Source organism: Faecalibacterium sp. Marseille-Q3530 (assembly GCF_017377625.1).
Classification (GTDB): Bacteria; Bacillota; Clostridia; order Oscillospirales; family Ruminococcaceae; genus Faecalibacterium; species Faecalibacterium prausnitzii_E.
The window spans coordinates 66,613-87,067 of record NZ_JAFREH010000010.1; the positions used below are offsets into that span (position 1 = coordinate 66,613).

A 20,455-nucleotide genomic window follows, 5' to 3' on the forward strand; every position below is an offset into this window, starting at 1 on the left:
CGCGGCATAGATACAGGACAGCGCCGAGTTCCCTAAGGCAACGTTACAATGATACATAGGAGGAACCTATGGAATACAACTATCCCAAATTCACCCCGGAGATGAAGAAGACCCACACCATCCTCATCCCCAATATGGCCATCACGCAGTTCCGGCTGCTGGAATACGCGCTGCGGTTCGATGGCTACAAGTGCGAGATCCTCGGCAACTGCGGCAGCGCCGTAGCTCAGCTGGGTCTGAAATACGTCCACAACGACACCTGCTATCCGGCACTGCTGGTCATCGGCCAGTTTCTGGATGCGCTGAACAGCGGCAAGTATGATCTGGAACACACCGCCCTGCTCATCACCCAGACCGGCGGCGGCTGCCGTGCGTCCAATTACATCCACCTGCTCCGCAAGGCGCTGGTCAAGGCGGGCTACCCGCAGATCCCGGTTGCCAGCCTGAACTTCTCCGGTCTGGAGAAGGACAGCGGCTTCCAGATGACCCTGCCGCTGGCGCGCCGGGCCATCGCCTGCATCTTCTACGGCGACCTGCTCTGCGCCCTGCGCAATCAGGTGGCCCCCTACGAGAACGTGAAGGGGAGCGCCGACAGGATGGTGGACCTCTGGGTCGAGCGGCTGGGCCGCGTCCTGCTGGCGGGCAAGGGCTATACCTCCAAAGAGATGAAGCACACCTTCCCGCTCATCGCAAAAGAGTTTGCCACCATCCCCGTTACCCGTGTGCCGAAGGTCAAGGTCGGCGTCGTCGGTGAGATCTACGTCAAATACAGCCCGCTGGGAAACAACGACCTGCAAAAGTTCCTGGAAAGCCAGGATTGCGAGGTCAACTTCCCCGGCCTGATGGGCTTTGTGCAGTACTGCATCTTCAACATGGGCGAGGACCATGTCCTCTACGGCGGCAAACTGGCCGTTAAGGTCGGCACCGACCAGCTGCTCAACTGGCTGGACAGCGTCGAGCGCGCCATGCTCAAGGCGACCGCCGATGCCGGGTTCTATGCGCCCGGCCCCTTCAAGGAGCTGGTGGAAAAGCCCCACGGCATCATTTCGCTGGGCGCCAAGATGGGCGAGGGCTGGCTGCTGACCGCCGAGATGATCGAGCTGGTGCAGGGCGGCTACGGCAACATCGTCTGTGCCCAGCCGTTCGGCTGCCTACCCAACCACATTGTGGGCAAGGGCATGGTGAACAAGATCCGTGCGCTGTATCCCACTGCCAACATCACCCCCATCGACTACGACCCCAGCGCCACCAGGGTCAATCAGGAAAACCGCATCAAGCTGATGCTGGCCGTTGCCAAAGAGCGCCTGAACGCCCCCGCTGCCCCGGCCCGGCCCCTGACCGCCGAGGAGATCGCGGGCGGTGCGCCGCGCGTCGAGACCACGGTGTGACCCGGCAAACGAACAGACAAAAAGGCCCCGTGCAGACCAATGTGTCCGCACGGGGCCTTGCTTATGCGCCGGGAAACAGAAGAGAAATCACTTCTTCAGGTAGATGTGGTGGGGCAGACCGGCAATGTACAGCGGGGTCAGCTCGGCCTGGATGAGGGGACGGGCATAATCCAGGAACTCCTCGGTCATCTGGGTGTGGTTGGCGTTCATCCAGCTCAGCGGCACCTTCTTTTCGAGGTTTGCGACCTCGCTGATGGGGTGCAGCTCGGTGGTGCACTGATAGGGGTTGTTGGAGATGCGCTTCAGAGCGACCATCTGGCCGGTGACGCCCTCAAAGGCAGCCTTGGCGGCAGCACCGCCGACCTGATAGGCCTCGGTGATGTCGGTGCGGCTGGTCAGGTGGCCGGCGCAGCGCTGCAGGGTGGAAAGCTCGATGCTGCGGGTCTTGGTATCCAGATTCCGGGCCACGACATTTGCCAGATAGCGTGCGGTGCCGGTCAGGGCCTTGTGGCCGAAGGCATCGACTGCATGCACATCGTCGGCCAGCTCGCAGACATAGCGGCCATCCTCCAGCTTGACGCCTTCGGAGACAGCGATGACGATGCTGGGCTTCTTCTCCTGCATGGTACGCACCTTCTCCACGAAGTGGTCCACATGGAAGGGCACTTCGGGCAGGCAGATCATGTCTACGCCCTCGCAGTCATCGCTCTTGGCCAGGGCAGCGGCGGCGGTCAGCCAGCCGGCGTTGCGGCCCATGATCTCGACAACGGTGACGTACTTGGTGCCGTAGACGGTGGCATCGCGGATGATCTCCTTCATCACGACGCCGATGTACTTGGCAGCGGAGCCGTAGCCGGGGGTATGGTCGGTGACCATCAGGTCGTTGTCGATGGTCTTGGGCACACCCATGAAGCGGATGCTACTCTGCACACGGTTGCCGTAGTCGGCCAGCTTGCCGATGGTGTCCATGGAGTCGTTGCCGCCAATGTAGAAGAAGTAGCCGATATCCAGCTTCTCCAGAATGGCAAACAGCTTCTTGTAGACTGCCTCGTCGTCGTGCCAGTCGGGCAGCTTGTAACGGCAGCTGCCCAGGAAGCTGGACGGCGTGCGCTTGAGCAGCTCGATGTCGAGGTCGTCGGTCAGGTACTGAGACAGGTCTACAACGTTTTCCTCCAGCAGACCGGCGACACCGTTGCACATGCCGTAAACGACCTGTGCGCCGCGGTTCTTGCAGCTCTCAAAAACACCTGCCAGACTTGCATTGATGACAGAGGTGGGGCCGCCAGACTGGCCAACGATTGCATTTTTACCCATGATGATTTCTCCTTTTCTTCTGTTTCGGCTTTATATTATCGTGCAGGAGCACGAAAACAGACTGCGGGAAAGAGGGATGCGCGGGGGAACTTACAGGCGGATGTGACGCGGGGTGCCGTTGACGTAAACAGGCGTCACCTCGTCCAGGATCAGCGGGCGGGCATATTCTTCAAATGCCGCCATGACCTGCATCCCGTCCGGGGTGATCCAATCCAGCGGGACCTTCTTCTCAAGGTTCGCCACCTTCTGGACATCCACGGCCTCGGTGATGCACTGATAGGGGTAGTTGGAGATGCGCTTGAGCGAGATCATCTTGCCGGTCTCGCCCGCAAAAGCAGCCGCAGCGGCCGCACCGCCCACGGCGTAGGCCTCGTTCACATCGGTGCGGCTGGCCAGATGGCTGGCGCAGCGCTGCAGAGTCGAGAACTCGATGGCGCGGCTCTTGCAGTTCAGCCGGTCGTGGATGAGGTCGGACAGATAGCGGCTGGTGCCGCTGAGAATGGCCTTGTGGCCAAAGGCATCCAGCTGCCCGGCGGTGGAGACCAGATCGCACAGATAGGTGCCGTCGGCGGTCTTCACGCCCTCGCTGGCTGCGATGATGACATTGGGCTTGCTCTTTTGCAGCTCGTCCACCCTGGCCAGAAAGCGGTCCGCATCAAAGGGGACTTCCGGCAGCAGGATGAGGTCCGGGCCTTCGCAGTCATCACCGCCGGCCAGGCAGGCCGCACCGGCCAGCCAGCCCGCGTGGCGGCCCATGATCTCGGCCACGGTCACGCTGCGGATGTTGTAGACGGAAGAGTCCCGGATGACTTCCTTCAGGATGGTGGCAATGTACTTGGCTGCCGAGCCGTAGCCGGGGGTGTGGTCGGTCAGGCACAGGTCGTTGTCGATGGTCTTGGGCACACCGATGAACCGTACCGGGCTGCTCACCCGCGCGCCATAGCGGCTGAGCTTGGCGATGGTGTCCATCGAGTCGTTGCCGCCGATGTAGAACAGCGCACAGATGTCGTACTTGTCAAACAGGGTGAAGAGTTTGACGAACGGGGTGGCGTCCACATCCGGGTCAGGCAGCTTGTAGCGGCAGCTGCCCAGATAGCTGGACGGGGTGCGCTTGAGCAGCTCGATGCTCATGCGGTCGTTCAGCAGAACGTTCAGCTCCAGCATCTCTTCCTTGAGCAGGCCTTCGATGCCGTACTGCATCCCGTAGACCTTCTCAGCTCCCAGACTGATCGCGGCTTTGTAGACGCCTGCCAGACTGGAATTGATGACGGCTGTGGGGCCGCCGCTCTGGCCAATGATGACGTTTTTCGCCATGAGAACCTCCTTCTTATCCAAAAAACTGTTACGTCCCGCAAAACGGACGGCTGCGTTCGGAAACTGTTTCGGGTGCCCTGCACTGCTCCCGGAACAAGCGCAGCCATTCGCCGCAAGTCGTACAAAAAGAATGCAGGATGTGCAAGCACTTCAATGAAAACGGCACAATTCCTGCTACTCTTCTATTGTAAACCATTTGCCTGTTGTATGCAAGACCTGATTGGTTGCACAGGCAAAAAAATTATGATACAATAATGGTCATATGGCACAAAAAACGGTACGATCCCGGAATGCGATGCAATTTTTGAGGGATACTACCCGTAAATATAAAAAAGGCAAGGGGAACGACGATGGGAATTTCACACGAATATCATTCGGCGCATGGCCGCGCCAGGCGCAGCCGTGCAGGGACCGGGCTGCGGCTGGCAGGGGTCATTGCAGCCATTCTGCTGCTCTCACTGGCCGTGACGGCCATTCTGGAAAACGGTTCGAAGGAGAGCGAGCAGCCGCAGACTGCGACTTCCAGCGGCATGGCCGAGAACATTCTGGCTCCGCTGCCCATGCAGGGCGCAGCGGCCGACAGCACAGCGGGGGAGAGCGGGGAGACCGCAGCGGACTCCGGCAGTGCGGGCAGCACGGCGGATCCTGGTGCCGCGGCCGTGACGCTGGAAAACTTCGGCCCGGCCCGGCAGACGGCGGGCGGCTACACGGTCAAGGCGCACGACAGCAGCACCATCCGCCAGCCCAGCTGCGGGCAGGTGGACCTGAGCTATTTTGCGGATGCAGCCTTCCTCGGTGACAGCCTGACGGTGGGCTTTTCCGATTACAACATCAACCTGGGCGGTGCGCTCATCTGCGGCTACACCGGCGTCGGCCCGGACGCCATCGTGAACCGCAGCGCCGTCAAGAGCTCCACCCGCGGCGAGGAGGTCGCGCTGGATGTGTTGGCCGCTGCCCACCCGAAAAAGCTCTATCTTCTGCTGGGCACCAACACCCTGACCACGCTGGGCGCGGCAGACCGCTTCCTGGCCTACTACGGCCAGATGCTGGACCTGCTGCGGCAGACGCTGGGCAATGACTGCGTCATCTACGTCCAGTCCATCCCGCCGGTGCGCCCGGCCGCTGCGGCGGAAAAGCCCGGCCTTGCGTCGGACGTCATCCGCTCGGTCAATGAGCAGCTGGCCCTGCTGGCAGCGGACAAGGGCTGCGTTTACCTCGACCTGTGGGAGACCTTCGCCGACGGCGAGGGCAACCTGAAAGAGGTGCTGGCCGCTCCGGACGGCATCCATTTCTCGGCAGGCAACGGCTACGGTGCCTGGGTCACCTATCTGCGCAACCACGCAAAGTATTCGGCTGCCAATGCCTGGACGCAGGGCAGCGCCTACGCGGCAAATTAAGCACAAAAAGGAACGGCACACCGTCTGGTATGCCGTTCCTTTTTTGCGCCTGCTTATTCGGCCCAGAACACCCGGCCGTCCCGGCGGGGTGCGGGCTGCGGGGCTTCGCCGTCGATGGTACCGACGACGCAGTGGCCGATGCCTTCCCACTCGCCCTCGACGCCGAGGTCTTTGAGCAGCTGCTTGTACTCCGGGCGCTCGAACTCCTCCTTGGCGCGGTGAATCCAGATACTGCCCAGACCCAGTGCGTGTGCGGCCAGCATCAGGTTGCCCATGACGAGGCTGCCGTCGTAGATGCCGGTGGGGCAGCTCTTGTCTGCCAGTACGATGAGGACTGCCGGGGCACCATAGAAGGGGTCTTTGCCTTCCGGGAAGCCGCCGATCTCGCGGTTCAGGGCGGAGAGCCTGTCGCGCAGCTCTTTGTTGGTCACGGCCAGAATGATCGCGCCCTGTCGGCCTCTGCCGTTGGCGGCGTAAAGACCGGCCTCGATGATCTGCTGAAGATCCTCCTTGCGGGGCATGTCGGGCTTGAACTGCCGGATGCTCCGGCGGGTCTCCATGGCCTGAATGATGTCGTTCATAACAAAACCTCCCTGTTTGCGTCTTTCACGCGGCACAACGCCGCAGTGAGATGAAGTTTTCTTTATTATACAGAGAATGGAGCCGGTTTGCAAATAAAACGATTCAACTTTTTGATGCCGTTGCAACAGTGCTGAAGTGCATATCACACATAGGCTGTGTCCAGGCGGCAAGCATTTTATGCCGTGTGATGGAACTGCAAAATATTAAAAATCCGATTTGTTGGACAAAAAATGTATAGAATAAAGGAAAAGGAGGGAGAATGGATGCGGTATTTATTTGTGGACTTGCTGTGGAACACTCCGAAGCGGCCAGAAATGGAGCGGGAGATCTATGGATTTTCCTGTCAGCTGGGCTGGCCGTGGGAACCGGACATCAAAACATTCGGGAGGTATCTACGCGTCGAGCATCCGGAGAACATCACAAAGCAGACGAAGCGGCGGATGAACAACAATCTGACGACGCTCCGGCAGGGGTGGACGCTTGCCCATGCGGTCGATGTTTTTATGCGGACATTTTCACAGTATGACGTTCTGGTCCTGTGGAATCAGGAGACCCTTGAAATGCTGCTGTATGCGCTGGTGCGCTTTGGAAAGAAACTTCCGGCTTCCAGAATCGTCTTTGTGCAAACGATTTTGAATGCCATTGCTCCGGAAGCACAGGCGGACGCATTGCAGGATGGCATGGAACTTCTGCATGTTGCGGGAAAGCCCGGTGGAATGTTTCTACCAAAGGAGCGGGCAAGAACGCTCAGCCAATTGTTTGAGGTACTTGCGTGGCATCTCTGTGAACTCCCGGAAGAAAAACGGCTGCCGCTGGTTCAGACACGAAGCTCCAACATTCTTCATGCTCCGGACTGCCCGGCGGTAAGGGGCCGTTCTCTGCGCTTGGCAGACTGGGGACGTTTCTGCGATGGAGGCCGTGTTTGCAAACTCTGTCAGAAGCGCGAACGATATAAACTCTATACGCGGGAAGAATTGCTGCAGAGAAGATACCCCGGAAGAGAGGAGCCTGAACCGCCCAAGCCGCCTTTGCTCAAATGGTACTATCGTATCGACGACCCTGAAAAAAGGTTCCATGCGGGAGGTTGTCCCTGCTGTCAGAGACGGAAGACGGAAGAAGAACGGGAGCTTTGGCGGGCGCTCCAAAGCGCCGAAGAAGCAAGAGCATTGGGCCTCCGGCGGTGCGACCAGTGCTCCGGAATTGGAAGGCGTTTCGAAAATGACCGGGAGAAAATCCTCGACTACTGCGCGAAGCATGGTCTGACCTGCGAACTGGAAGACGACCAGCTCAAAGTGGCATCGGGCTGCGGAAATTGGAAATTGCTGGTCCATGGCAATGACCGAAAGCTGTGGTTATATCACAAAAATACATACAACAAAGATGATCCGCTTCACCCGACTATTGTGCCGGGGTACCACAGCCAGGCGCACCGAGCCAAAACGATCCTGGAATATCTGGAGTATATCGTTCGGCACGATGCGTACCGCAGGAATCACCCGGTCAGGGGGTATCCGAAGTGTGCCTGAAAGCAAGAGCCTCAGAAGGTAGAAAAAACGCAGCAGTCCCCCAGAATGCTCCCGATGAAGAACGAAAAGAGGAAAAAGAAGGGCGACCGCCCCAGAAAAGATGTCAGGAGGGAAACGGCCAAACCAAAACAGGAGAAAAAGGGCGTGGTCCACGCAAGTTCGCTGGAAGAACTGCTGAAGCTGTCCAAGTGCACCGGCTCAGACTGACACACAAAAAACGGCACCGCAGGCCGTAGGGCTTGCGGTGCCGTTGAGCTGTTTTCGAAAAAGGGGAGCGCTTACTTCAGCTTGCTCTTGGCCTTCATGCGCTGGTCGTGGTTCAGGATCTGCTTGCGGATGCGCAGGTTCTCCGGGGTGACTTCCAGCAGCTCGTCGGGTGCCAGGAACTCCAGGCAGCCCTCCAGGCTCAGCTTGCTGATGGGCACCAGACGCAGAGCGTCATCGGAGCCGGAAGCACGGGTGTTGGTCAGATGCTTGGTCTTGCAGACGTTAACATCGACGTCCTCGCCGGAAGCAGTGTAGCCGATGACCATACCCTCGTAGACCTTCTCGCCAGCGCCGACCAGAAGGGTGCCGCGCTGCTGTGCGTTGAACAGACCGTAGGTGACAGCCTCACCGGTCTCAAAGCTGACCAGAGAGCCGGTGGAGCGGTTGGCGATCATGCCGGCCCAAACGTCGTAACCGTCGAAGATCTGGTTCAGGATGCCCTCGCCGTGGGTATCGGTCAGGAACTGGTTGCGATAGCCGAACAGGCCGCGGCTGGGCATCCGGAACTCCAGACGGACACGGTCGGTGCCCAGAGACTCCATCTGCTGCAGGACGGCCTTGCGGGTGCCCAGACCGGTCATGACAGCACCCTGATACTGGGTGGGCACATCGATGACGACATGCTCCATAGGCTCGTAGGTCTTGCCGTCGATGATCTTGGTCAGAACGTGCGGGGGAGAGACCTGCAGCTCATAACCTTCGCGGCGCATGGTCTCGATCAGGATGGACAGGTGCATCTCACCACGGCCCATGACGCGGAAGGAATCGGTGGTAGCGGAGTCCTCCACCTTCAGAGCGACGTCCTTCAGCAGTTCCTTCTGCAGGCGGTCACGGATCTGGCGGCTGGTGACGAACTTGCCCTCGCGGCCGGCCAGCGGGCTGTCGTTGACGGAGAAGGTCATCTCGACGGTGGGGTCATTGATCTTCACGAAGGGCAGCGGCTCGACCTGAGAGGGAGAGCACAGGGTGTTGCCGATGGTGACATCAGGCAGGCCGGAGAAGGCGACGATATCACCGGCGGTGATGTTGTCGCACGGCTGGCGGCCGTTGGCCTGGAAGTCGTACAGCTTGGTCAGACGGCCGCGCATCTTCAGGTCGGGGTTGTGCCAGTCGCACACCTGGACCTCTTCGCCCACGCGGGCAACGCCGTTCTGGATGCGGCCGATGCCGATGCGGCCCACGAACTCGTTGTAGTCGACCGAGGAGACCAGCATCTGGAACGGAGCCTCCGGGTCGCCTTCCGGCGGCTGGATGGTGCTCAGCAGGGTGTCGAACAGGGGGATCAGGTCGGTGCCCGGCACATCCGGGTCCAGGCTTGCGGTGCCCTGACGGCCGCAGCAGAACAGGATGGGGCAGTCCAGCTGCTCATCGGTAGCGCCCAGATCCATCAGCAGGTACAGGACCTCGTCGATGACTTCCTTGATGCGGGCATCGGGGCGGTCGATCTTGTTGATGGCGACCACCAGGCTCAGGTTCTGCTGCAGAGCCTTCTGCAGCACGAAACGGGTCTGGGGCATGCAGCCTTCCGCTGCATCGACCAGCAGCAGAACACCGTTGACCATCTTCAGAACGCGCTCGACCTCGCCGCCAAAGTCGGCGTGGCCCGGCGTATCAACGATGTTGATCTTGACACCCTTGTAGGTGCAGGAGCAGTTCTTGGCCAGGATGGTGATGCCGCGCTCACGCTCGATATCACCGCTGTCCATGACGCGCTCGGCCACGACCTGATTGTCGCGGAAAGCACCGCTCTGACGCAGCATGGCGTCCACCAGCGTGGTCTTGCCGTGGTCGACGTGAGCGATAATGGCGACGTTGCGCAAATCGTTACGAACCATAAAATACAACCTCTCTATTTTGAATCTCTGTGTAGAAGTTACGTCATACGAATTAAGTTTATATCAGCAGGGGGTGGTTTGTCAAGATTGTATAAAAAATTTTTCGAAAATTCGGCGTTCTGCTTGATATTCCCGGCGCGATTTGGACGCATTGGAAAAAGAAAATATGTTATAATAAAAGTGCAAAACCTCTCGGTCTCGCTTCGCTTGCTGCGGACGCGGTGCGAATGGCAGAGAGCATCGATCAGGAGGTGCTTTTGGATGAAACTGACGTTTTTGGGCGCGAACCATGAGGTGACGGGCAGCTGTACCCTGCTGGAAGCCGCCGGGCAGCGCTATCTCATCGACTGCGGCATGGAGCAGGGCAAGGATACCTATGAAAACCAGCCCATCCCCGTGGCCCCCGGCGAGATCGACGGTGTGTTGGCGACCCATGCCCACATCGACCACACCGGCCTGCTGCCGCTGCTGGCCCGCAACGGGTTCCGGGGCAGGATCTATGCCACCAACCCCACCGTGGAGCTGTGCGGCATCATGCTGCGGGACTCTGCCCACATCCAGGAGTTTGAGGCGGAGTGGAAAAACCGCAAGGGCAAGCGCTCCGGTGCCGAGCCGGTGGAGCCGATGTATACCGTCCAGGATGCCGAAGCGGCCATCAAGCTGTTCCGGGGCGTGGATTACAACACGAAACTGGAACTGGCCCCCGGCCTTGTGATCGAGTTCGTGGATGTGGGCCATCTGCTGGGGTCGGCCAGCATTGCAATCTGGGTGACGGAGAACGGCACCACCACCAAGCTCGTCTTCTCCGGCGACATCGGCAACCAGAACCAGCCCCTCATCAAGGACCCGACCTATCTGACCGATGCCGACTATGTGGTGATGGAATCCACCTACGGCGACCGGCTCCACGGCCCCCGCCCGGATTACATCGGCGAACTGGCCAGAATATTGCAGCGCACCTTTGACCGGGGCGGCAATGTGGTCATCCCCAGTTTCGCGGTGGGCCGCACGCAGGAGCTGCTCTATTTCATCCGGGAGATCAAGGAAAAAGGTCTGGTCAAGGGCCACGGCAATTTCCCGGTGTACATCGACAGCCCGCTTGCCATCGAGGCGACCCGCATCTTCAGGGATACCGACCCCGACTGTTTTGACGAGGCGACCCGCGCCCTGCTGGCCCAGGGCATCGACCCCATCCAGTGCCCCGGCCTGCGGGTCAGCGTGACCAGCGACGAATCCCGGATGATCAACGCCGACCGGGAGCCGAAGGTCATCCTCTCGGCCAGCGGCATGTGCGAGGCCGGCCGCATCCGCCACCATCTCAAGCACAACCTTTGGCGGCCGGAGTGTACCATCCTCTTCGTGGGCTATCAGGCCGTCGGCACACTGGGCCGCACCCTCATTGAAGGTGCTACCGATGTCAAACTGTTCGGTGAGGCCATCGAGGTGCGGGCGGAGATCTGCCAGCTGACCGGTCTGTCCGGCCACGCGGACAAAAACGGCCTGCTGGCGTGGATCAACGCCTTTTCGCCCAAGCCCAAGCGGGTCTTCATCGTCCACGGCGACGATGAGGTGGAGAACATCTTCGCCCAGACCCTCACCGACGAAGGCTTCACGGCCTGTGCGCCCTACAATGGGGCGCAGTGGGTTATCGGGGCTGAGGGGGCCGTCTGTGTGCAGGAGGGCACCAGAGTGCGGGTCGAGCGTCGGCCCAGTGAGGGTGCCAGCCGCGCCGCCACGGTTTTCCAGCGCCTGGTCAGCGCAGGCAAGCGCCTGTTGCGGGTCATCGAGCACAACGAGGGAGGGGCCAACAAGGACCTTGCCAGGTTTGCCGACCAGATCAACGCCCTCTGCGACAAGTGGGACCGATAAGAAAAACAGCAAAAGCCACGCGAAAGCGTGGCTTTTGTCTTACGTGGAAGGACGGTAGCTGTCCTTTTCCACAACATCATAAATGCTGCGCCCGGCAAGCTGCTCAAAATGAGCTTTCAGGGCAAGGTTCATGTCCCATTTATTCTGGGGGTAATCGCCGTAGCGGCGCTTGACATCAGCCATCCGCTCCTCGATATCCACGACGCCGGCCGCACCCGCCAGCGAGTCGCAGAGCTGAATGAGCCGGTCGTAGTCGTCGTAGACCATGGTGGCGAGCTCCCGCTCAATAAGGGCCGTTTCTTCGGGTGTGGTGTCCCTGTGGCCGACATAGCTGGCAAGGGATTGGTCGTTGAACGAGTGGCTCATGCAGACGCGGGCCACTTCGTCATAGCCCAGCTCCATCATATAGGTGTAGCCGTCCGACACATGGCCGAGGTGACGCTTGCCGTAGCGGCGGCCAATGTCGTGCAGCAGGCCCAGCACGAACGCCTTGTCCGGGTCCAGCCCGACGGCTGCGGCGATCTTCTCCGCGCAGTGGGCGGCGGTGCGGCTGTGGTCGCCCCAGGGACCGGGGTTGTGCGGCTCGGCCTCCGCCAGCAGGGCAATGGCTTCTTCACGGGTGGGGTACATACGCAGCCTCCTTTTTCACGGCTCCAGCGCGTCGATGGACGCCTGAAGCGTCTGGTAGAATCTGCCGAGGTGGATGCCGTCGAGGAAGCGGTGATTCACCTCTACCGACATCCCCAGCGTCTCGCGGCCTGCGCCGTCCGGGACGTACTTTCCCCAAGCGATGCGGGGGATGTTGTCGTCGCGGTCAAAATCGCGCTCGTTGGTCAGGGCTGTGAGGTCGAACCAGGGGGTGCAGGAAAAATAGATGAGGGCATCCAGCTCTTTGTCGTCCTGGTCGAGGAAGTGGGCCTGTGCCTCGCTGCGGGCCTTGGCAGCGGCGCAGAACTGCTCCAGCGTTTCTTCCTGCGGCAGGGTGACGATGTGAAAATCCTCGCTGCCGGGTTTCAGGTCGGTAAAACTGGGGATGCGCTCGTCCAGCAGATAAACTTCGCCATCCCGGATGGTATAGCGGAAGTTTTCCACGGCATTGACGGCGTTCGTTGCGAGATACACGAGCGCATAGTAAAACGAGAGCCCGCGCTGCTTGGTGTAGGCGTGGAGGTTCGTCACATCCACCCGGAAAGTGACACTGTAAAACGGTTGGGACACCGCCGAGAAAAAGCCGAACTTTTCCGCGCGGGGCCAGGTGGAACGGTCGATCTTCTGCATGGCAATGCTCGCTTTCTCTTAAAAGGCGTATCGCTCCATCGTCTCCGGGCTGCGGAACTCGTGCTTTTCGTAGTAGCCGATGAGGGTGCCGTCGGCATCCCGCAGGGCGACCATATAGACGTCTTTGTTCTGCTTTTCGTTGTGATAGGTGTAGATGATGTTGTGCTCCGGGCTGGCCGCGAACCAGTCCACGACTTCCTGAATGCGGCTGTTCGAGCTGGCATTGTGGCAGTGGAGCAGGCTGCGGCCGATGAGCGCCGCGCCGCCGTGCTTGGCATAATTGCGGACGGCGGCAGGGTTCATGTAGACGATGGTGTGGTTCAGGTCACACAGGACGACTGATGCGGTGTCCTGGTCGATGACACTTTTGAAATAGGCGTTCAGGTTTTCCATGGAGAGTCTCCTTTTATTCTTTACTCTGGTCCAGCGCGTCGAACTGCTTCAAGATCTGCGGGTCTTTCAGCTTGATGACCTTGCCGGAGAGGTAGTGCAGGGTGTTCTCCTCCGGGATATCGAGGAAGCGAACGCGGACGGCGCAGAGGGCCTGGGTCTTGGTGCCGGTGCGCTCGTTCATCTTGCGGTTGCCGTATTTGATATCGCCCAGCACCGGCTTGCCGAGGTAGGCGAGGTGGGCGCGGATCTGGTGCGTCCGCCCGGTGATGAGGCCGATCCTGCACAGCGCGAACGGCCCGGCGGTGCGCAGGACGTCCACATCGGTGATGATCTGCTTCCGGCGCTCATCCTGAGACTGGTGCGCGTGGATGCTGACCTTGTTGTTCTTCTCGTCGTGCTCCCACCAGGCCGTGAAGCGGCCGCTCTGGGGGATGCCCACGGTGATGGTGTAGTATTCCTTTTTGAGCAGATCGGTGCGGATGATCTCGTTCATGTCCCGCAGGGCGGCGTAGCTCTTGGCCGCGATGACCAGACCCTCGGTGCCGCGGTCCAGCCGGTTGCAGATGCCGGGCTTGAAGCGGTTCTCGCCGTGGGGGTCGTACTCGCCCTTCTGCGCGAGGTACTGGGTGAAGGCGTCCACCAGATTCGCGTCGCCGGTGCGGTCGCTGTGGCAGAGCAGGTGGGTGGGCTTGTAGAGCACGGCGATGTTCTCGTCCTCGTAGATGATCGTCACCTTGGGCTGATTGGGCTGCTTTTTGGGGGCTTTCGGTGCGGGCTTCGCCCCTTCCGGCGGGAAGAACTCGTCGTTGATGTAAAGTTCGATGAGGTCGCCGGCCTGGATGCGGTCTTCGGGGGCGCCTTTTTTGCCGTTGACCTTGATGCGCTTGTTGCGGAAGCTTTTGTACAGCAGACTTGTGGGAAGATCGCGGGTCACGCTCTGTACAAAGCGGGAGAGCCGCACACCGTCGTCGTTGGCGGTCGCAGTGTATTGTTTCATTCTTGTTCTGTTCCTCATGTTGAAGCGCGGATGGGCCGCGCATGGATGCGATAACCTTATAATAAACTACTCGTTTTCTGAAGTCAACGCGAAAATTTAGGCCGGGCCCTTGTGTTTTGCAGAAAATCGGGTACTATTAAGAGGAGAAAGCGCGCGAAAGGAGCCGACTTATGGCGGAAGATTCAAAGATCCATACCGGGCACCGCAGACGGATGCGCAGCCGGGTGGCAGAGAACGGCTTTGCCAGCCTGGAACCGCACGAGGCACTGGAATGCCTGCTGTACATCACCAACGCGCGGAAGAACACGAACCGGATGGCCCACGAGCTCATCGACCGCTTCGGTGATTTTGCCGGGGTGCTGGATGCCTCGGAGGAAGACCTGATGACGGTGGAGGGCGTTGGCCCGGCCACGGCCCGGATGCTGCATCTGATGCCCGATGTCTGCCGATACTATACCCAGTGCCGCACCGGCAGAAACGGCTGCCTGAAGACGACGGAACAGCTGGCGGAACACCTGATGGGCCTGTTTGCCGGGGCCGCGCAGGAGCGCGCCCTTCTGCTGGCGCTGGACAGCCGCAGCCGGGTCCGGGCGACGCTCTGGCTCAAGGACGGCACCAGCGACCGGGTGAGCCTTGCCATCAAAGACGTGGTGGCGGCAGCCTTGAAGGGCGGCACCGACCGGGTCGTGCTGTGCCACAACCACCCAAACGGCGTGGCGCTGCCCTCGCGGGAGGACATCCAGGCCACCGAGAACATCGTCCGGGCGCTGGGGCTCGTCCATGTCCTTCTGCGGGACCACATCATCCTGACCGAGACGGAGTATTTTTCCATGCGGGAGGAGAACCGCCTGCCGTTTTATGACCTTGCGACCGGGGAGATGTTAAGGCCGTACTGAGATGCAGGAAAGGCCGCATCTCCGGGAGCTTTTCCCGGCGGGTCAAAGGGCATTCCATGCCCTCCCCAACGCTTCGCGTCGGGTCCCCACCTCGGATACCCGCCGGGAAAACTCCCATCGTGCGGCAGAGTCAGCTGGCAGGATGTCGGGCGGTCTCCCAAGCAAGTGTCCGACGGGTGGGACCCTGTTGCCGCAGGCAATAGGGCGGGGTATGGAATCCCCGTCTCACTTGCGGGGAGACTGCCCGATGTCCTGCTCTGTCCAAAAAACTTCTTGTTTACTTTATAAAATAGTTGTGCTATACTGAACACAAAAAGCACAACTATTTGTGGTTCCATGACAATCGAAAGGAGAGAGCGGCATGGCAGATGAAACCTTCCATCTGGTCTCGGACTATGCCCCGACGGGCGACCAGCCGCAGGCCATCCAGCAGCTTGTGGAGGGTGTGGAGCGCGGCGACCGCTGCCAGACCCTGCTGGGTGTGACCGGCAGCGGCAAGACCTTCACCATGGCGAACGTGATCGCCCAGTGCAACCGCCCCACGCTGGTGCTGGCCCACAATAAAACGCTGGCGGCGCAGCTCTGCACCGAGTTCCGGTCGTTTTTCCCGGACAATGCGGTGGAGTATTTCGTGTCCTACTACGATTACTACCAGCCCGAAGCCTATATCCCCAGCACGGATACCTATATTGAAAAGGACAGCGCCATCAACGATGAGATCGACCGCCTGCGCCACTCGGCCACGGCGGCGCTGTCGGAGCGGCGGGATGTTATCATCGTGGCGTCGGTGTCCTGCATCTACTCGCTGGGCGACCCCATCGACTACCGCAGCATGGTCATCAGCCTGCGCCCCGGCATGGAGATGGAGCGCGATGTGCTGTGCAAGCGGCTGGTGGACCTGCAATATGAGCGCAACGACATCAATTTTATCCGCAACAAGTTCCGTGTCCACGGCGACACGGTGGACATCTACCTGGCCTATATGAGCGATCTGGCCATCCGGGTGGAGTTTTTTGGGGACGAGATCGACCGCATCGTTGAGTTCAACCCTGTCACCGGGGCCAAGCAGAATGTGGTCAAGCATGTGGCCATCTTTCCGGCCAGCCACTATATCGTCAGTGCTGAAAAAAAGGCGAAGGCACTGGAAAAGATCCGCGCCGAGTGCGACGCGCAGGTCAAACAGTTTACTTCCGAGGGCAAGCTCATCGAGGCCCAGCGCATCCAGCAGCGGACGAATTACGACATCGAGATGTTGACCGAGGTCGGCATGTGCAAGGGCATCGAGAACTATTCGGCGGTGCTGTCGGGCCGTGCGCCGGGCAGTATGCCGACCACCCTGCTGGATTATTTCCCGGAGGATTTTCTGCTCTTCGTGGACGAGAGCCATGTCACCCTGCCCCAGGTCCGCGCCATGTACGGCGGCGATTTTGCCCGCAAAAAAACGCTGGTGGAGTATGGCTTCCGCCTGCCCTCGGCGTTCGACAACCGCCCGCTCAAATTCGAAGAGGTGGAGTCGAAGCTGAACCAGATCGTGTTCGTGTCGGCTACGCCCGGCGAGTATGAGCGGAAGAACAGCACACAGATCGCGCAGCAGGTCATCCGGCCCACCGGCCTGCTGGACCCGCTCATCTCGGTGCGCCCGGTCGAGGGCCAGGTGACCGACCTGCTGGGCGAGATCAACGCCCGCACGGCGAAAAATGAACGGGTCCTCGTCACGACCCTGACCAAGAAAATGGCCGAAGACCTGACCGATTTTTTGACCGAACAGGGCGTCAAGGTCAAGTATATGCACCACGAGGTGGACACCTTCGAGCGGATGGAGATCATCAAGGACCTCCGCCTCGGCTCCATTGATGTGGTGGTGGGCATCAACCTGCTGCGCGAGGGTCTGGACCTGCCGGAAGTCAGCCTCGTTGCCATCCTGGATGCCGACAAGGAAGGCTTCCTCCGCAGTGAGACGAGCCTGATTCAGACCATTGGCCGCGCCGCCCGCAACGCGGAGGGTCTGGTCATCATGTATGCGGATGAGGTGACGGACAGCATGGAGCGCGCCATCACCGAGACCGAACGCCGCCGCGCCATCCAGATGGCATACAACGAGGCCCACGGCATCGTGCCCCGGACCATCGTCAAAGCCATCCCGGATTCCATCGAGATCAGCGACAAGGCCGAGAACGCGAAGATGAACACCCGGCGGATGGGCAAGCTGGAGCGGGAAGCCGCCATCGACCGGCTGACCCGCGAGATGAAGGAAGCCGCCAAGCTGCTGGAATTTGAGCACGCGGCTTTCCTGCGCGACCAGATCGACCGCCTGCGCCGGGGTGAGAACCCTACCGTGGACTCGGCCGCCGAGACCGAGCGCAAACAGAACCATGCACAGACACAGAGAAGAGGGAGAAAGTACCTTGGCAAACGATAAGATCGTCATCAAAGGCGCACGGGAGCACAACCTGAAAAATGTCAATTTGACCCTCCCGCGCGAAAAACTCATCGTCATGACCGGTTTGTCCGGTTCGGGCAAGTCGAGCCTTGCCTTCGATACCATTTATGCCGACGGCCAGCGCCGCTACGTCGAGAGCCTGTCCAGCTACGCCCGGATGTTCCTGGGCCGGATGGACAAGCCCGATGTGGACGAGATCACCGGCCTGTCGCCGGCCATTTCCATCGACCAGAAGACCACGAGCCACAACCCGCGTTCCACCGTGGGCACCGTGACCGAGATCTACGATTATCTGCGCCTTTTATATGCCCGCGTGGGTGTGCCTCACTGCCCGGTCTGCGGCCGGGTCATCAGCCAGCAGACTGTGGATGAAATGGTGGATGCTGTCCTGAAACTGGACGAAGGCACGAAGTTTCAGGTGCTGGCTCCGGTCGTCCGCCAGCGCAAGGGCACCCAGCAGAAGGAGCTGGATGCAGCCCGCCGGGGCGGCTACTCCCGTGTCCGCATCGACGGGGATCTCTATGACCTCGACGAGGAGATCACGCTGGAAAAGAACATCAAGCACACGGTGGAGATCGTCGTGGACCGCCTCGCCATGCGCAAGGGCATCCGGGGCCGCCTGGCTGACTCGCTGGAAACGGCTCTGGCTCTGACCGGCGGCATCGCGGAAGTGGATGTCATCGGCGGCGAGTGCATGACCTTCAGCCAGAACTTTGCCTGCCCGGAACACGGCATCTCCATCAGCGACCTGTCGCCCCGGCTGTTCTCCTTCAACAACCCGCTGGGTGCCTGCGAAAAGTGTACCGGCCTGGGCACGTTCATGCGGGTGGATGAGGAGCGCATCCTGCCCAACCGGAGCCTGTCCATCCGGCAGGGAGCCATCAAGGCCAGCGGATGGTATTACGCCGAAGGCTCCGTCAGCGAGATGTACTATCTTGGCCTGGGCAAAAAGTACGGTTTCACGCTGGATACGCCCATCAAGGAGATGAGCACGGAGGCCGTCAACGCCCTTTTGTACGGCACCAACGGCGAAAAGATCGAGATGCACCGCACCAACGAGTTCGGCAGCGGCGTCTACTACAACACCTTTGAGGGCATCGTCGAAAATCTGGAGCGCCGCTTCCGCGAGACGAACAGCGAGTGGATGAAGGAAGAGATCGGCAGCTTCATGTCCGGCGTCGAGTGCCCGGACTGCCATGGCCGCCGCCTGAAGCCGGTGGTGCTGGCCGTGACCATCGGGGACAAGAACATCAGCGAATTCTGCGAGATGTCCATCCGGGATGAACTGCGCTTCATCGCGGAGAATGAGCCGAATCTGACCGAAAAGCAGAAACAGATCGGCGGGCAGATCATGAAGGAGATCAAGAACCGCCTGCAATTTTTGCAGAGTGTGGGTCTGGATTACCTGACGCTGGCCCGCTCGGCAGGCACACTGTCCGGCGGCGAGAGCCAGCGCATCCGCCTGACCACCCAGATCGGCAGTGCGCTGTCCGGTGTGCTGTATGTTCTGGACGAGCCCAGCATCGGCCTGCACCAGCGCGACAACGACAAGCTCATTGCGACCCTGAAGAATCTGCGCGACCTGGGCAATACGGTCATCGTGGTCGAACACGACGAGGATACCATGCGCAGCGCCGATTATATCGTGGATGTCGGCCCCGGTGCTGGCGTCCACGGCGGCGAGATCGTGGCAGCCGGCACGGTGAAGGACATCTGCAAGGCCAAGCGAAGCATCACCGGCGACTATCTGTCCGGCCGCAAGCGCATCCCGGTGCCGGAGATCCGCCGCGCAGGGAATGGCAGCTGCCTGATCGTGAAGGGGGCCCGCGAGAACAACCTGCGCAACATCGACGTCCGTTTCCCGCTGGGCGAGTTCATCTGTGTCACGGGCATTTCCGGTTCGGGCAAGTCGAGCCTCATCAACGAGATCCTGTACAAGACGCTGGCCAGCGAGCTGAACGGTGCCCGCGCCCGCGCAGGCAAGTGCGATGGGGTTGAGGGACTGGAATTTGTCGATAAGGTCATCGGCATCGACCAGCAGCCCATTGGCCGCACCCCGCGCTCCAACCCGGCCACTTATACCGGCGTGTTCAACGACATCCGCGCCGTTTTCGCCGAGACGCAGGACGCCAAGATGCGCGGCTACGGCCCCGGACGGTTCAGCTTCAACGTCAAGGGCGGCCGCTGCGAGGCCTGCGAGGGCAACGGCATCCTGCAGATCGAGATGCACTTTTTGCCGGACGTCTACGTTCCTTGTGAGGTGTGCAAGGGCGCCCGCTACAACCGCGAAACGCTGGAGGTGAAGTACAAGGAAAAGACCATCTCCGACGTGCTGAACATGACAGTGGAGGAGGCAGTGGTCTTCTTTGCCAACCAGCCCAAGATCGCCCGCAAGCTGCAGACGCTGCTGGACGTGGGCCTGGGGTACGTGACCCTGGGGCAGAGCGCCACCACCCTTTCGGGCGGCGAGGCGCAGCGGGTCAAGCTGGCCAATGAGCTGGCCCGCCGCGGCACCGGCAAGACGGTGTATATCCTCGACGAGCCGACCACCGGTCTGCACATCGCCGATGTCCACCGCCTCATTGAGGTGCTGCAGAAACTGGTGGATGCGGGCAACACCGTCATCGTCATCGAGCACAACCTCGACCTCATCAAATGCGCAGACCACATCATCGACCTCGGCCCCGAAGGCGGCAGCGCAGGCGGCCTGGTCATCGCAGAGGGCACCCCGGAGCAGGTGGCCGAAGCAGAGGGCAGCTTCACGGGCCAATATCTCAAGCCGCTGCTGGAAAAGGATAAGCTGCTGCGCCAGCAGGAGGCCGAGGCAGCACAGAACGCGCCTGCCGCAAAAAAATCAAAAAAGAAAGAACGCACTCCAGAGGATTTTACAAAAATCTAAAAAATCTTCAAAAAACTGTTGACAAACACCCGTGATTCGCGTATAATATCTCCTGTCGCC

The 20,455-nt window shown here is 60.4% G+C and carries 16 protein-coding genes; 8 read left to right on the top strand and 8 right to left on the bottom strand.

Annotation, left to right across the window (positions count from 1 at the left end; translation table 11 throughout):
- Positions 1-68 precede the first annotated feature (68 nt).
- A complete protein-coding gene (locus tag J3350_RS09475; protein ID WP_207686445.1) occupies positions 69-1,388 on the top strand; it encodes a 2-hydroxyacyl-CoA dehydratase in 1,320 nt (439 codons plus the stop codon).
- Between the two features lie 87 nt (positions 1,389-1,475).
- Here J3350_RS09475 and J3350_RS09480 read toward each other — a convergent pair whose 3' ends face one another.
- Together J3350_RS09480 and J3350_RS09485 are read right to left on the bottom strand one after the other, a co-directional pair.
- The gene (locus J3350_RS09480) at positions 1,476-2,702 is read right to left on the bottom strand and encodes a 6-phosphofructokinase (protein ID WP_118552543.1); all 1,227 of its coding nucleotides are present in this window, start codon (positions 2,700-2,702) and stop codon (positions 1,476-1,478) included.
- Between the two features lie 90 nt (positions 2,703-2,792).
- Positions 2,793-4,016 carry a 6-phosphofructokinase gene (locus tag J3350_RS09485; protein ID WP_207686446.1) on the bottom strand — a complete coding sequence of 408 codons (1,224 nt, stop codon included), beginning with the start codon at positions 4,014-4,016 and terminating at the stop codon, positions 2,793-2,795.
- Positions 4,017-4,366: 350 nt separating this feature from the next.
- On the opposite strand from J3350_RS09485, the gene J3350_RS09490 reads away from it, so the two are divergent.
- Complete coding sequence (locus J3350_RS09490; protein ID WP_207686447.1) at positions 4,367-5,413, top strand: GDSL-type esterase/lipase family protein; 1,047 nt, start codon at positions 4,367-4,369, stop codon at positions 5,411-5,413.
- A gap of 53 nt (positions 5,414-5,466) precedes the next feature.
- On the opposite strand, the gene J3350_RS09495 is transcribed toward J3350_RS09490, so the two are convergent.
- Complete coding sequence (locus tag J3350_RS09495; RefSeq protein ID WP_207686448.1) at positions 5,467-5,994, bottom strand: nitroreductase; 528 nt, start codon at positions 5,992-5,994, stop codon at positions 5,467-5,469.
- A 264-nt stretch (positions 5,995-6,258) separates the two neighbouring features.
- Here J3350_RS09495 and J3350_RS09500 point away from each other — a divergent pair, with 264 nt between their 5' ends.
- Both J3350_RS09500 and J3350_RS09505 read left to right on the top strand, forming a co-directional pair.
- Entirely contained in the window at positions 6,259-7,521 is a 1,263-nt protein-coding gene (locus tag J3350_RS09500) for a hypothetical protein (RefSeq protein WP_207686449.1), read from the top strand.
- 54 nt (positions 7,522-7,575) lie between these two features.
- A complete protein-coding gene (locus J3350_RS09505) occupies positions 7,576-7,728 on the top strand; it encodes a hypothetical protein (protein ID WP_207686450.1) in 153 nt (50 codons plus the stop codon).
- Between the two features lie 71 nt (positions 7,729-7,799).
- On the opposite strand, the gene typA is transcribed toward J3350_RS09505, so the two are convergent.
- Entirely contained in the window at positions 7,800-9,623 is a 1,824-nt protein-coding gene (gene typA, locus J3350_RS09510) for a translational GTPase TypA (RefSeq protein ID WP_097793372.1), read from the bottom strand.
- Between the two features lie 261 nt (positions 9,624-9,884).
- Between typA and J3350_RS09515 the strand changes: the two genes are divergently transcribed.
- Positions 9,885-11,492, top strand: coding sequence for an MBL fold metallo-hydrolase RNA specificity domain-containing protein (locus tag J3350_RS09515; protein WP_118552538.1), 1,608 nt, complete (start codon positions 9,885-9,887; stop codon positions 11,490-11,492).
- 39 nt (positions 11,493-11,531) lie between these two features.
- On the opposite strand, the gene J3350_RS09520 is transcribed toward J3350_RS09515, so the two are convergent.
- Genes J3350_RS09520 through J3350_RS09535 form a run of 4 tightly spaced genes read right to left on the bottom strand, consistent with a single transcriptional unit; the run spans position 11,532 to position 14,160 of the window.
- The gene (locus J3350_RS09520; RefSeq protein ID WP_207686451.1) at positions 11,532-12,122 is read right to left on the bottom strand and encodes an HD domain-containing protein; all 591 of its coding nucleotides are present in this window, start codon (positions 12,120-12,122) and stop codon (positions 11,532-11,534) included.
- 15 nt (positions 12,123-12,137) lie between these two features.
- Entirely contained in the window at positions 12,138-12,770 is a 633-nt protein-coding gene (locus J3350_RS09525) for a CatA-like O-acetyltransferase (RefSeq protein ID WP_207686452.1), read from the bottom strand.
- Between the two features lie 18 nt (positions 12,771-12,788).
- Positions 12,789-13,163 (bottom strand): PAS domain-containing protein, encoded by a 375-nt coding sequence (locus J3350_RS09530; RefSeq protein ID WP_207686453.1) that lies wholly within the window; start codon positions 13,161-13,163, stop codon positions 12,789-12,791.
- Positions 13,164-13,176: 13 nt separating this feature from the next.
- On the bottom strand, positions 13,177-14,160 hold the full coding sequence (locus tag J3350_RS09535; protein ID WP_207686454.1) for an RluA family pseudouridine synthase: 984 nt from the start codon (positions 14,158-14,160) through the stop codon (positions 13,177-13,179).
- A 170-nt stretch (positions 14,161-14,330) separates the two neighbouring features.
- Here J3350_RS09535 and J3350_RS09540 point away from each other — a divergent pair, with 170 nt between their 5' ends.
- The 3 genes from J3350_RS09540 to uvrA all read left to right on the top strand — a co-directional run bounded on the left by J3350_RS09540 (position 14,331) and on the right by uvrA (position 20,395).
- Positions 14,331-15,056, top strand: coding sequence for a RadC family protein (locus J3350_RS09540; protein ID WP_207686455.1), 726 nt, complete (start codon positions 14,331-14,333; stop codon positions 15,054-15,056).
- Positions 15,057-15,417: 361 nt separating this feature from the next.
- Entirely contained in the window at positions 15,418-17,475 is a 2,058-nt protein-coding gene (gene uvrB / locus J3350_RS09545; RefSeq protein WP_118552535.1) for an excinuclease ABC subunit UvrB, read from the top strand.
- Complete coding sequence (uvrA, locus tag J3350_RS09550) at positions 17,462-20,395, top strand: excinuclease ABC subunit UvrA (RefSeq protein WP_242700227.1); 2,934 nt, start codon at positions 17,462-17,464, stop codon at positions 20,393-20,395. Before uvrB ends, uvrA begins: the two co-directional genes overlap by 14 nt.
- Positions 20,396-20,455 lie beyond the last annotated feature (60 nt).

Coding starts and splice junctions, on each gene's coding strand:
- uvrB (WP_118552535.1), top strand. CDS start 15,418: ATGGCAGATGAAACCTTCCATCTGGTCTCGGACTATGCCCCGACGGGC.
- typA (WP_097793372.1), bottom strand. CDS start 9,623: ATGGTTCGTAACGATTTGCGCAACGTCGCCATTATCGCTCACGTCGAC.
- J3350_RS09500 (WP_207686449.1), top strand. CDS start 6,259: ATGCGGTATTTATTTGTGGACTTGCTGTGGAACACTCCGAAGCGGCCA.
- J3350_RS09520 (WP_207686451.1), bottom strand. CDS start 12,122: ATGTACCCCACCCGTGAAGAAGCCATTGCCCTGCTGGCGGAGGCCGAG.
- J3350_RS09515 (WP_118552538.1), top strand. CDS start 9,885: ATGAAACTGACGTTTTTGGGCGCGAACCATGAGGTGACGGGCAGCTGT.
- J3350_RS09525 (WP_207686452.1), bottom strand. CDS start 12,770: ATGCAGAAGATCGACCGTTCCACCTGGCCCCGCGCGGAAAAGTTCGGC.
- J3350_RS09475 (WP_207686445.1), top strand. CDS start 69: ATGGAATACAACTATCCCAAATTCACCCCGGAGATGAAGAAGACCCAC.
- J3350_RS09495 (WP_207686448.1), bottom strand. CDS start 5,994: ATGAACGACATCATTCAGGCCATGGAGACCCGCCGGAGCATCCGGCAG.
- J3350_RS09535 (WP_207686454.1), bottom strand. CDS start 14,160: ATGAAACAATACACTGCGACCGCCAACGACGACGGTGTGCGGCTCTCC.
- J3350_RS09530 (WP_207686453.1), bottom strand. CDS start 13,163: ATGGAAAACCTGAACGCCTATTTCAAAAGTGTCATCGACCAGGACACC.
- J3350_RS09505 (WP_207686450.1), top strand. CDS start 7,576: ATGAAGAACGAAAAGAGGAAAAAGAAGGGCGACCGCCCCAGAAAAGAT.
- J3350_RS09490 (WP_207686447.1), top strand. CDS start 4,367: ATGGGAATTTCACACGAATATCATTCGGCGCATGGCCGCGCCAGGCGC.
- J3350_RS09480 (WP_118552543.1), bottom strand. CDS start 2,702: ATGGGTAAAAATGCAATCGTTGGCCAGTCTGGCGGCCCCACCTCTGTC.
- J3350_RS09485 (WP_207686446.1), bottom strand. CDS start 4,016: ATGGCGAAAAACGTCATCATTGGCCAGAGCGGCGGCCCCACAGCCGTC.
- J3350_RS09540 (WP_207686455.1), top strand. CDS start 14,331: ATGGCGGAAGATTCAAAGATCCATACCGGGCACCGCAGACGGATGCGC.